We start from the raw sequence: 11,195 nt of genomic DNA on the forward strand, positions 1-11,195 counted from the left end.
TTTTTCGCCTTGTCGGTTCTGCTGGTTTCGGGAGCAGGGTGCCTTTGGGGGGGAACGAAAAAGGGTCCTCCACCATTGCCGCCCGAATCCCAGGACTCGTTGGCGTCCGGCTCGGCGACAACCTCTTCGTCCGGCGCGGAAGAAAGACACGAGGAGACTGGGATTGCAGGCGACTCACCGGCAGGGGCCGAAGCCGTTGCCGCGCAGGAAAGCGCGCCCCCGTCTAGATCCGCCGGAGAGGCTCCACTCGCGGAATCCGGAGAACCCGCGCCCAAACCTAAACCGCCTGGCGCGGCACCGCCGGCCGGCGGGAAGATCTTCACTTCTCCCCCCACCGAAGTGCCCGCGTGGGCCGAAGGGAAAGAGGTGCTGGTCTACCGGGTCGAGTTTCTCGGCCTGACGATGGGGTATGCCCGCTTTACCTTCCAGGGGAAAGTGTCGCTGCACGGGAGGGAAACGTACCACTTGAATGTCCGGGCGTGGACATCGGATTTCCTCTCCGTGATCTACCCGATCAACGACAATATCGATTACTACCTGGATGTGAAGACGCTGGCCCCCCTCCGCCAGGAGTTCACCCACATCGGAAAAGGCAAGGACGACGTTGCCATCTTCGACCAGGAGAACGGGAAGATCGTTTACCGCTACAAGGATACGGGGAAAATCCGCAAACAGGTCGATGTGACCCCAGGTGTCCACGATCCGGTCTCTGCCGCCTACTATTTCCGGGTGCGGGACCTGGGTGTTGAGGAGCGCCCCCGCCACGTCTATGCCGGCCGCAAGCTGTGGCAGATCTCCTCGAGGCTGCTGGGACAGGAAAGGATCGACACCTCCGGAGGGCCGGTAGACACCGTCGTCATCCAGCCGGTCATCAAGCGGGAAGGCCAGCTGGAGAACAAGGGAGATCTGCGGATGTGGATGACCAACGATGCCCGGCACGTCCCCGTACGCCTCTACGCGAAGTTCAGGAAGATCAAGGATTGGACGCTGGTTGCGGAGCTGATGCCTCCGCGGGAAGGGGGATGACGCGATGGACGAGGAACTTCTGGAGATCCTGGCGTGCCCGAAGTGCAAGGGGGACCTCAAGATGACCACCGACGAAACCGAGCTGCGCTGCGAGAAGTGCCGCTTGAGCTACCGCATCGACGACGGGATTCCCATTCTCCTGATCGATGAGGCGTCCCCCCTTGATTGATCGAAGCTTCACCGCCCGCGCTTTCGAAATCCTGAAGAGGTTTCCGTCCTGCAGGATCCTCGTGGTCGGGGACATCATGCTGGATGAATACGTCTGGGGGGACGTGGGACGGATCTCCCCCGAAGCGCCCGTTCCCGTCGTCGCGGTGACGCGTGACACGCGGGCGCTGGGAGGGGCCGGAAACGTCGCGGTCAACCTCTCGGGGCTCGGGGCGGGCGTCGTCCTTGCCGGCCTCATCGGCGCGGACCCCCCGGGGCGGGAGATCGTCCGGATGCTTAAGGCGCACCGTATCGGCATCTCCGGCATCGTTATCGACCGGAATCGTCCCACGACGACCAAGACGCGCGTGGTTGCGCACAGCCAGCAGGTTGTCCGCGTCGACCGGGAGAAGAAGGAGCCCCCGGATGCACGCGCCAGCGACACCCTCAGGAAAAACGTCCGCTCCGCCATCCGGGAGGTCGACGGGGTGGTTCTTTCCGACTACCGGAAGGGAGCCTTGTCCCGAGAGCTGGTCGAGGACACTCTAGTTGCCGCGAGACGAAGCGGTGCTTTCGTCGTCGTCGATCCGAAGCAAACCGACTTTTCCTTTTATCGCGGATGCACGCTGATCACCCCCAACAAGCCGGAAGCGGAGGCGGCCCTCGGGGGCCGGGAACTGTCCGGGGACACGGAGATCATGGAAGGGGGGAAAGCGCTTCTCCGCAAGAGCAACGCGAGGGCCATCCTGATCACGAGGGGGAAGGAGGGGATGAGCCTGGTCGAACGCGGGCGCAAGGCCTTCTTCCACATTCCGGCGCAGGCCCGGCAGGTCTTCGACGTCACCGGCGCCGGGGACACGGTGATCGGGACGGTCGCGGCGGGGATGGGGGCGGGGGCTTCGCTGCGCGACGCGGCCCTTCTGGCCAACCTTGCCGCCGGCGTTGTCGTCGGGGAGGTCGGCACCGCCCCGATTACGCGCGAGAAGCTCGCGCGGGCCCTCCGCCTCCAGGAGCGGGAGAGGGATGTTGCGAAGGAAGAGCGGCAGGTCCCGCGTCTCCGGGGGAAGCGATGAGCCCTGCAGGATGAGCTCTCGGAAGATTCCTCCGTCCGCCAGGCTTCTGGTTTCCGCGATCTACCGGGAGGAGGGACGCTTCGAGGAAGTCCTGTCGAATCTTGGGACGCGGCTTGGCCCCGTGGAGCGGACAAGCGGGCCGTTCCTCTTCGATCGGACGGATTACTACGAGAGGGAGATGGGCGCACCCCTGTACCGGCGTTTCGTGGTGATGGAGCGGCTGGTTCCCCGCGATCAGCTGGCGGCCGTGAAGATCGAAGCCGAGGAATTGGAAAGGATGTTTTCCGTGAACGGAATGCGCACGGTGAATCTCGATCCGGGCATCCTAACGGAGGAGAGCTTTCTTCTCGCCACGGGAAAGAATTACAGCCACCGGGTGTACCTGCGGGACGGGGTGTTCGCGGACCTGACCCTGGTGTACCGAAAAGGGGAGTACCGTCCGCTGCCCTGGACCTACCCCGATTTCACCGCTCCGGGGGTCCGAGCGTTCCTGGCGGAGGTGCGGGAAGAGCTTCGGAAGGCCAGGAAAAGGGAAGGGAGGCAGTCCCGATGTGGATGAGCATGACGGGATTCGGCCGGGGCGAGGCACACCGGGAGGATGTCGCCGTCACGGCGGAGATCCGGTCGATCAACCACCGGTTCCTGGATGTCCACGTCCGCTGCCCAGCGAAATTCCTTTCCTGGGAGCCCCGGATCCGCGGGCTGGTCCGGGAGTCGCTGAGGCGGGGGAAAGTGGACGTCTTCCTGAACGTCCGGGAGTGGGGGAAAACCGGTACGGTCGTCCGGGTGAACCGCCCCGTCCTGGATTCCTTCCTGGCGGAAGCCGCACGCATCCGGGAGGATTGCGGCATACCGCTCGAGTTGACGTTTCGGGACCTGCTGGGGGTCCCGGACATTTTCGTATTTGTCTCGGAGGGGGCTGATCCCGCAGAGGAACACTGGGGTATTGCCGAGGCCACCATGCGAAACGCCCTCTCCATGCTGCAGGCGTCCAGGCGGGAAGAGGGAGAGAGGCTCCGCCAGCACATCGGGGAAGCGGTCGCGGGGCTGGCATCGGTCGCGGAGCAGATTGAAGGCTTATTCAAAGAAAACAAGGAACTTGCAATTGCCAAATTCAAGGAAAGGATTCAGTCTCTTTCGGGTGAGCCCGGCGTGGATCCGATCCGCATTCAGCAGGAAGTGGCTTTTCTTATTGACCGGCTCGACATCACGGAGGAATGCGTCCGCCTGCGCTCCCACCTTGCGGGTCTGGCGAAATTGCTGGGTGGGCACGGTGAGGCGGTCGGGAAGCGGTTCGATTTTCTCGTCCAGGAAACCTTCCGGGAGCTGACCACCGCATCCAACAAGTCCGCCCATGCTGGGATTTCGGAGCTGGCGGTGACGGCGAAGACCGAGATGGAAAAGATCCGGGAACAGATACAGAACGTGGAGTAGGTGATGGAACAAGGCGACGTGTTCGTGATATCGGCCCCTTCGGGCTCGGGGAAGACCACCATCTGCCGTTATCTCCTTCAAAGGGTGGAAGGCCTCGAGCTTTCCATCTCCTATACGACGCGCCCTCGGAAACCGGGTGAGACGGACGGGAAGGATTATTTCTTCATAAACGAGGAAAAATTTGATAGTATGTTAATTTTGAAGGAGTTTTTAGAATACGCCTCGGTCTACGGCAACCGGTACGGCACCTCGCGAGCGGGGGTGCGGTCCATCGTATCCCGCGGGGTCGACGCCGTGCTGGAAATCGACGTGCAGGGGGGGGCGAAGGTCAAGGAGACGCTCCCCGAAGCCATCCTCGTGGGGATCTTCCCGCCTGACTGGGAGACGTTGGCACGGCGCCTGACCGGAAGGGGACGCGACAGCCGCGAGGAGATGGAGACACGCCTCGAGGCGGCGGGCCGGGAAATGCGGGAGCTCCTGGCCTACGACTACCTCTTGGTCAACGACGACCTCGAAAAGGCGGTCACACAGGCGGAATGGATCGTGCGGGCACATCGCCTCCGCAGGGAGCGCGTCCGAGCGCGGATGGAAAAGATTCTCAATCGGTAATAGGAGAGGGGAACAATGGCGCGAGTAACGGTGGAAGATTGTCTGCGTCACGTTGGCAGCCATTTCGAGCTGACCGTGGTGGCGGCAAAACGGGCCATGCAGCTCCTGGGCGGAGCGGGCGCGTCGATCGACACGTCCCAGCGAAGGGATAAACCGACCGTAGTGGCGCTCCGGGAGATCGCACAGGGGACGGTGCGGGTCAAACACTAATCCCGGAGCGTTTCATGCTCCGCCTCAATGACATCGTTGAGCGGGTCCAGGCCGGAAGGCCTTCCGCCAACATCGAGCTCATCCACAAAGCCTACGTCTTCACGGCGAAGGTACATCACGGACAGCTGCGCCAGTCGGGGGAACCCTACCTCATCCACCCCCTGAACGTGGCATTCCTCCTTGCCGAATGGAACCTCGACGAGGAGACCGTGGTTACCGGGCTGCTCCACGACACGGTGGAGGACACGGTGGCGACCTCCAGCGAGCTCCGGGAGCTGTTCGGGGACACCGTGTCCCAGATGGTGGACGGCGTCACGAAGATCAGCCGCGTCGTGATCTCCGACGTCGCCGACCAGAAGGCCGAGTCCCTGAGGAAGATGATCCTCGCCATGGGGAAGGACCTCCGGGTCATTCTCGTGAAGCTGGCCGACCGGCTCCACAACCTGAGGACGATCGGCCACCTCCCCCCGGACAAGCAGGGTTCCGTCGCCCGCGAGACCCAGGAGATCTACATCCCCATCGCCAGCCGCCTCGGCATGTCCCGCGTCAAGATGGAGCTCGAGGACCGGTGCCTCGAGGTGCTCCACCCCGAAGACTACCGGGAGCTGGCCCGGCTCGCCGACGAACGGAAGCGCGACCGGGAGAGCCACATCCGGGGCGTCGTCGAGCTGCTGGAAAAGAAACTTTCGGAAGCCGGAGTCGACGCGACGGTGACCGGCCGGTCGAAGCACATCGCGGGCGTTTTCCAGAAGATGGCCCGCCAGGGGATCGAGTTCGCCCACGTCTACGATTTCATCGGGTTCCGCATCATCGCCCGGTCGATTCGGGATTGCTACGAGGCTCTGGGCATCGTGCACAGCCTGTGGAGGCCCGTCCCCGGGCGGTTCAAGGACTACGTCGCGATGCCGAAGCCGAATCTCTACCAGTCCCTGCACACGACGGTGTTCGGGCCGAGCGCGGAGCTGATGGAAATCCAGATCCGGACGGAGGAGATGCACGCCATCGCGGAATACGGCGTGGCGGCCCACTGGAAATACAAGGAGGGGCGCCCGGTGATCGGGAAGGGCGATCAGATGTTCCTCTGGCTGCGACAGATCCTCGAGCTCCAGCAGGAAATGAAGGATCCCCGGGAGTTCCTTAACACGGTCAAGGTAGAGCTCTTTCCGGAGGAGGTCTACGTCTTCACCCCGCGGGGCGACGTAAAGGAGCTGCCGCAGGGCGCGACGACCATCGATTTCGCCTATGCCATCCACTCGGAGGTGGGGAACCACTGCGTGGGGGCGAAAGTGAACGGGAAGATGGTCCCCCTGAAGACCGTTTTGAAGAACGGCGACGTGGTCGAGATCATCACCCATCCTTCCCACAAGCCGAGCAGGGACTGGCTCAAGATCGCAAAGACAAGTCGTGCCCTGAACAAGATCCGCGTTTACGTGCGGCAGGAGCAGCAGGAACATAGCCTCGCCCTCGGGCGCCAGATCCTGGAGCGGGAGCTCCGGAAGTACGCCCTGTCCGTGAACAAGGTCCTCAAGGCCAAGGAGTTCGAGGAGGTCCTCCAGGAAACCCGGCTGAAGACAGCGGACGATTACTGCATCGCGCTGGGTTACGGGAAGATGTCGCTCCTGCCCCTTTTGCGGCGCCTGGTCCCGCCCGAGCAGCTTGAAGAGAAGGTCAAGGAAACCCGGCTGGGGGCGCTGATCAAGCGCGTCACCACCAAAAAGCCGAGTGCGGTCGTCGTGAAGGGGATGGACGACATCTTCATCCGGCTGGGGAACTGCTGTCACCCGGTGCCCGGGGACCCGATCGTCGGGTTCATCACCCGCGGGAGGGGGGTGACGATCCACGCGAAGGATTGCCCGAAAGCGCTGGAAAACGATCCCGCCCGCGCGATCGAGGTGGCGTGGGAAGCGGGGAGCAAGGCCGTTCACCCGGTCAAGCTGAAGGTGGTGTGCGCCGACAAGCCCGGACTTCTTGCCGATATCTCCCGAACGATCACCGCCAGCGACGTCGACATCCGCCGGGCGGTCGTCATGACCACCCGGGACCAGCGGGCGATCTGCAACTTCGAGGTTTCGGTCAACGACGCGCAGCACCTGGCGGTGCTGATCAAGTCGATCGAGAAGGTGAAGAACGTCTATTCCGTGGAGAGAGGGAAGGGCTAAGCGATGCGAGAGACGGTGAAGACCGACAAGGCTCCGGCGGCCATCGGGCCGTATTCCCAGGCGGTCCGGTCGGGAGGCTTCCTGTTCTGCTCGGGGCAGATCCCCCTGGATCCCGAGACGGGAAAGATGGTGGAAGGAGGGATCGAGGCGCAGGCGGAACGGGTCCTGAAGAATCTCGAGGCGGTGCTTGCGGCAGGGGGCGCGTCTCTCACCGCGGTGGTAAAGACCACCGTCTACCTGGCGGACCTGGGCGACTTTCCCGTGATGAACGCGGTTTACGGAAGGTTTTTCCCGGGAAGCCCGCCGGCCCGGGCCACCGTCCAGGTTGCGAAGCTGCCGGCGGGGGCGCTGGTGGAGATCGACGCGATCGCGAAAGCGGACTGATTAGACGGCTTTGACGACTCGCCCGGACTTGATGCACTGCGTGCAGACCTGGAGGTGCCGCACGGTGCCGCCCTGGATCGCCTTTACGCGCTTGATGTTGGGCTTCCAGACCTTCCTGGTCTTGTTGTTGGCGTGGGAAACATTGTGTCCGAAGTTGGGTCCCTTGCCGCAGATTGTACACTTGGCCATGCGTTCCTCCGTAAAAATAACCTATAATATCTATCACGTTTCATGAAGATCAAGCAAGATCAAAATCTTTTCCGGCCGCGGAAGAGGAAGGGTCTGCGAAACGCGGCGCTGGTCCTTTCCCTGCTCCTGGCGGGGGGGGCAGGGATTCCGCATCTTCTCGCGAATAGGCTGCCGGGACCGCAGCAGGCGCAGGCCGACGCTATCCTCGTCCTGACCGGCGACGAGAACCGGATTCCCGAAGGGTACCGCGCCTGGAAAGAGGGGAAGGCAAGGGAGTTGTTCATTCTCGGGGCGGGAGGGGGCGCGAGGATCGAGAGGATCCTGCCGGGACGCCCGGCTCTCTCTCCGGCGGAACTCCGCCTGCTTCATGTCGAAGGATGGTCCGAAAACACCCTGGAGAACGCCTTTTCCGCTAAAGGCGTGGTCGCGGAAGGGCAATTCCGCAAAGTGATCCTCGTAACCTCGGATTACCACATGCCGCGGGCGCACCTGGCCGTCCGGACGGTCCTCCCGGCGCCGGTCTCGATCGAAGTGATCGCCGTGCGGTCGGAATGGAAAGAGCTCGGCGCTTTTCTCCGCACGCTCCGGCTTTTCTTCGTAGAAAGCTGGAAATACTGGGGATACCGGATCTTTCTCTATTGGGAATAGGTCATGCGTCGGGGTTCCGGTGAAAGAACTCCGGAATCCTCGGCTCTCCCTCGACCCGGACGCGCCTCCCCTCGACCTTGAGCCTTCCCTGAAAGAACAGCCGGATCGCCATAGGGTAGATCCTGTGCTCCTGGACCAGGATCCGCGCAGCGAGCGTCTCCTCCGTGTCGTCGCCGTACACCGGGACCACCGCCTGGACGACGATCGGGCCGGTGTCCACCCCCTCGTCGAGGAAATGGACGCTGCACCCGGAGAAACGGACGCCGTAGTCCAGCGCTTGCTTCGGCCCGTGCGTCCCCGGGAAGGAGGGGAGCAGCGCCGGGTGGATGTTGAGGATCCGGTTCGGGAACGCGCGGACGAACACCGGCGTAAGCACCCGCATGAACCCGGCCAGGCAGACAAGCGCCGCCCCGCTCTTCCGGAGGATCTCCACGAGCCGCTGGTCGAACTCCTCCCTGCTGGAAAAATCCCGGTGGCTGATCACCTCGGTAGGGATGCCGTGCTTCTTCGCGCGGACGAGGCCGTAGGCGTCCGCCTTGTTGCTGATGACGAGCCCGACGCGGCAGGGGATCTCTCTCTTCTCCGACGCGTCGATGATGGCCTGCAGGTTGGATCCGCTCCCAGAGACGAGAACCGCGATGACCGGTCGATCGCTCATGATTTTCCTCCCGTCAGCAGCACTTGCGGGGCGCTTCTGCGCCTTTTTTGCACTTCCCCGATGAGACTGGCCGGCTGACCGGCCTTCCGGAGGAGACGGAGGGCCCGATCGGCGTCCGCAGCTCTCACGACGAGAACCATTCCGATCCCCATGTTGAACGTTCGGAAGGCTTCACCCTCCGGAAGCCTGGCTGCCCGGACGAGCGTCCCGAACACCGGCGGCACCGGCCACGTCCCTTTCCGGATCACGGCGGCCACTCCGACCGGCAGCGTCCGCGGGACGTTCCCGGTAATCCCGCCCCCGGTGATGTGCGCCATAGCGCGGATCTTAACCTTCCTCGCGAGAGACAGCACCGGGCGGACGTAGATCCGGGTGGGACGGAGCAGCTCCTCGCCTACCGTCGCTCCCCACTCGGGCATGCTCGAGCCCACCTTTTTTTTAAGGAGTTCGAATACGACCTTGCGCGCCAGCGAATAACCGTTGCTGTGCAGCCCCGAGGAGGGAAGCCCCAGGAGGACGTCGCCAGGCCGCACGGTTCGCCCGTCGACGATTTCGCGGCGGTCGACGGCGCCCACCGCGAACCCCGCCAGGTCGAACTCCCCGGGGGCGTACACCGAGGGCATTTCGGCGGTTTCGCCGCCGAGAAGGGCGCACCCGGCCTGCCGGCAGCCCTCCACGATCCCCGATACAACCTCGGCGCCCTCCTTTGCGGACAACTTTCCCGTTGCGTAGTAGTCGAGAAAGAACAGAGGCTCGGCGCAATGGACCAGGATGTCGTTCACGCACATCGCCACCAGGTCGATCCCGATCGTGCCGAGATTCCCCGTCATGGAAGCGACCTTGACCTTCGTCCCCACCCCGTCGGTCCCAGCCACGAGCACGGGATCGCGGTACCGGTGCGCCGGGAAGCGGAAGAACCCGGCGAACGATCCGATGTCGCCCAGGACCTCCTTCCGGTGGGTGGCGCGGACCATCGGCCGGATGAGGAAGACCATCCGGTCCCCTTCGCGGATGTCCACTCCGGCGGCGGCGTAGGTGATGGTTTTTCTCACGATGATTCTCCGGTTCGGAATCCGATCCCATGTTACTTGTAACTTATCTGTGTACGGTTATGCCAATGATTTTTCCCCCCGCATCCGCTAATATAGTTTCGCCGCGGCCCGCAGATAGGAAGGGAAACGGATGGCAAAAAGGGTGGGGGTCGTGATCCTCGGCGACGAGGTCCTCAAAGCCGAGATCCGGGAGTCCAATCTCGCCTTCCTCCTGCCGCTCCTCAACGAGTGGGGGGCGGAGGTCGCTTTGTGCGCCATCCTTCCGGACGACATCGATGTGGTGGTCCGGCACCTCCGGGCCTATCTCAAGGAGGTGGACCTCCTGGTGCTCACCGGCGGAATCGGGCCCACCCCGGACGACATCACCCGGGAGGCGGTAGCGAAGGCGGCGGGCGTTCCTCTGATCGTTCATCCGGAAGCGAAGGCCCAGCTCTCGGAGTATTACAAGGACCGGATGAACGAGCATCGGATGCGGATGGCCCAGGTCCCCGAGGGAGCCGTGCTGATCCCCAACCCGATCAGCGTTGCGCCGGGATTCTGCATCGCGAGGATGGCCGCCTTTCCGGGAATTCCCCGCCTCCTCCACGAGATGATCGGGTGGCTCCGACCCCTCGTGGAAGGAAGGAGGAAGAGCCGCGTGACGCTGTACAGCAAGACGCCCGAGTCTTCCTACGCCGGCATCATGAAGGAGGCCATGGACGCCTTCCCGGACGTGAGCGTGGGGTCGTACCCGATGATCGAGGAGGAATACCGCGTCCGGGTCGTTTTCCGGGCCGACGGTTTCTCGCGCGCGTCCGGCTGCGCGGATTTCTTCGCCGCCGGACTGCTAACGGCCGGCTGGGACGTTTTCCGGAGGGAAGAGGAAAGGGGAGAAGATGAAAAAAGCTGACGCCCGCCACCCGATCCTTCACGCGCTTCTCGTAGCGTTCTTCCTGCTGGTCCTTCCCGTTCCCTCGCCCGGAGCGGACCCCGCAAGCCCCCTCACTGCCGCCGGATGGGAAGAATCCACGCACGGGAGGTGGAACAGCCTTCCGGAGCGAAAAGTGGAAGCGCGGGACAAGGTGCTGTCGGCCGGGTTCGTCCTTTTTCCGGGGAGCGGTGTGGCCTGGGAGAAGAAGGGGACCTGGGACCTGGCCGCTAGGGCTCTGTTGTCGTTCGAGTTCAGCTCCGACGGCACGAACCTGTCGTCGGAGGACTACCGGGAGTTCGATGCCCGCTTTCCGATCTCCGTGACCGCGGTATTCGGAAGGGACTCGCAGGATCTGACGTGGAAGAGGAGGTTGGCCGATTTTTTCCGGAGGATATGGAGCGGATTTCCCCCCGCCGGGATCCGGCTGACCTACGCTTACGGCAACCGCGTGCCGGTAGGGTCGATGTACCGAACGGACGAGGAGGAAACCGTCTTCATCCTGGCAGGGGAGGAAGAGAAGGGGAAAAAGATCCAGGCAAAAAGGGATTTAAAGGAGGATTTCCTCGCTGCATACAGCCGTTCTCCAAAGGGCCCCGTGACCCGGATCATCGTCCGGGCGGAGCGACCCTCGAAGGAGAAAGGAAATTTGAAGGGCAGCATCTCCCTCACCCTGCCGGGGGCGTAAAGGAGCGGCGG

Annotated in this window: 14 protein-coding genes; 11 read left to right on the plus strand and 3 right to left on the minus strand. The window is 63.4% G+C overall.

From position 1 onward, the window contains the following. Nucleotides 1-339: 339 nt before the first annotated feature. From A2Z13_06115 to A2Z13_06150, 8 genes are all read left to right on the plus strand, one after another. A complete protein-coding gene (locus A2Z13_06115) occupies nt 340-1,026 on the plus strand; it encodes a hypothetical protein (protein ID OGP76060.1) in 687 nt (228 codons plus the stop codon). 161 nt (nt 1,027-1,187) lie between these two features. After that, on the plus strand, nt 1,188-2,246 hold the full coding sequence (locus A2Z13_06120) for a hypothetical protein (GenBank protein ID OGP76061.1): 1,059 nt from the start codon (nt 1,188-1,190) through the stop codon (nt 2,244-2,246). 10 nt (nt 2,247-2,256) lie between these two features. Further along, nucleotides 2,257-2,805, plus strand: coding sequence for a hypothetical protein (locus A2Z13_06125; protein OGP76062.1), 549 nt, complete (start codon nt 2,257-2,259; stop codon nt 2,803-2,805). Between the two features lie 2 nt (nt 2,806-2,807). Beyond that, a complete protein-coding gene (locus A2Z13_06130; protein ID OGP76063.1) occupies nt 2,808-3,680 on the plus strand; it encodes a YicC family protein in 873 nt (290 codons plus the stop codon). A gap of 3 nt (nt 3,681-3,683) precedes the next feature. After that, a complete protein-coding gene (locus A2Z13_06135; GenBank protein ID OGP76064.1) occupies nt 3,684-4,289 on the plus strand; it encodes a guanylate kinase in 606 nt (201 codons plus the stop codon). Between the two features lie 15 nt (nt 4,290-4,304). Beyond that, on the plus strand, nt 4,305-4,499 hold the full coding sequence (locus A2Z13_06140) for a DNA-directed RNA polymerase subunit omega (GenBank protein ID OGP76065.1): 195 nt from the start codon (nt 4,305-4,307) through the stop codon (nt 4,497-4,499). Between the two features lie 14 nt (nt 4,500-4,513). Beyond that, nucleotides 4,514-6,658, plus strand: a complete 2,145-nt coding sequence (locus tag A2Z13_06145) for a GTP pyrophosphokinase (GenBank protein OGP76066.1) — start codon at nt 4,514-4,516, stop codon at nt 6,656-6,658. A gap of 3 nt (nt 6,659-6,661) precedes the next feature. Further along, nucleotides 6,662-7,042 (plus strand): reactive intermediate/imine deaminase, encoded by a 381-nt coding sequence (locus tag A2Z13_06150; GenBank protein OGP76067.1) that lies wholly within the window; start codon nt 6,662-6,664, stop codon nt 7,040-7,042. Here A2Z13_06150 and A2Z13_06155 read toward each other — a convergent pair whose 3' ends face one another. Next, nucleotides 7,043-7,231, minus strand: a complete 189-nt coding sequence (locus tag A2Z13_06155; protein OGP76068.1) for a 50S ribosomal protein L28 — start codon at nt 7,229-7,231, stop codon at nt 7,043-7,045. Nucleotides 7,232-7,273: 42 nt separating this feature from the next. On the opposite strand from A2Z13_06155, the gene A2Z13_06160 reads away from it, so the two are divergent. Beyond that, nucleotides 7,274-7,879 carry a hypothetical protein gene (locus A2Z13_06160; protein OGP76069.1) on the plus strand — a complete coding sequence of 202 codons (606 nt, stop codon included), beginning with the start codon at nt 7,274-7,276 and terminating at the stop codon, nt 7,877-7,879. 1 nt (nt 7,880) lies between these two features. Here the strand turns inward: A2Z13_06160 and A2Z13_06165 are convergent, their stop codons facing one another. Further along, on the minus strand, nt 7,881-8,537 hold the full coding sequence (locus A2Z13_06165) for a phosphoribosylglycinamide formyltransferase (protein ID OGP76070.1): 657 nt from the start codon (nt 8,535-8,537) through the stop codon (nt 7,881-7,883). Then, on the minus strand, nt 8,534-9,592 hold the full coding sequence (locus A2Z13_06170; GenBank protein OGP76071.1) for a phosphoribosylformylglycinamidine cyclo-ligase: 1,059 nt from the start codon (nt 9,590-9,592) through the stop codon (nt 8,534-8,536). The genes A2Z13_06165 and A2Z13_06170 overlap by 4 nt, the downstream gene beginning before the upstream one ends. A 127-nt stretch (nt 9,593-9,719) precedes the next feature. Between A2Z13_06170 and A2Z13_06175 the strand changes: the two genes are divergently transcribed. Both A2Z13_06175 and A2Z13_06180 read left to right on the plus strand, forming a co-directional pair. Beyond that, nucleotides 9,720-10,478 (plus strand): hypothetical protein, encoded by a 759-nt coding sequence (locus A2Z13_06175; GenBank protein ID OGP76072.1) that lies wholly within the window; start codon nt 9,720-9,722, stop codon nt 10,476-10,478. After that, nucleotides 10,465-11,184, plus strand: a complete 720-nt coding sequence (locus A2Z13_06180) for a hypothetical protein (GenBank protein OGP76073.1) — start codon at nt 10,465-10,467, stop codon at nt 11,182-11,184. The genes A2Z13_06175 and A2Z13_06180 overlap by 14 nt, the downstream gene beginning before the upstream one ends. Nucleotides 11,185-11,195: the final 11 nt, after the last annotated feature.

It is taken from the genome of Deltaproteobacteria bacterium RBG_16_64_85, from assembly GCA_001798885.1.
In the GTDB taxonomy this organism is placed as follows: Bacteria; Desulfobacterota; Deferrimicrobia; order Deferrimicrobiales; family Deferrimicrobiaceae; genus FEB-35.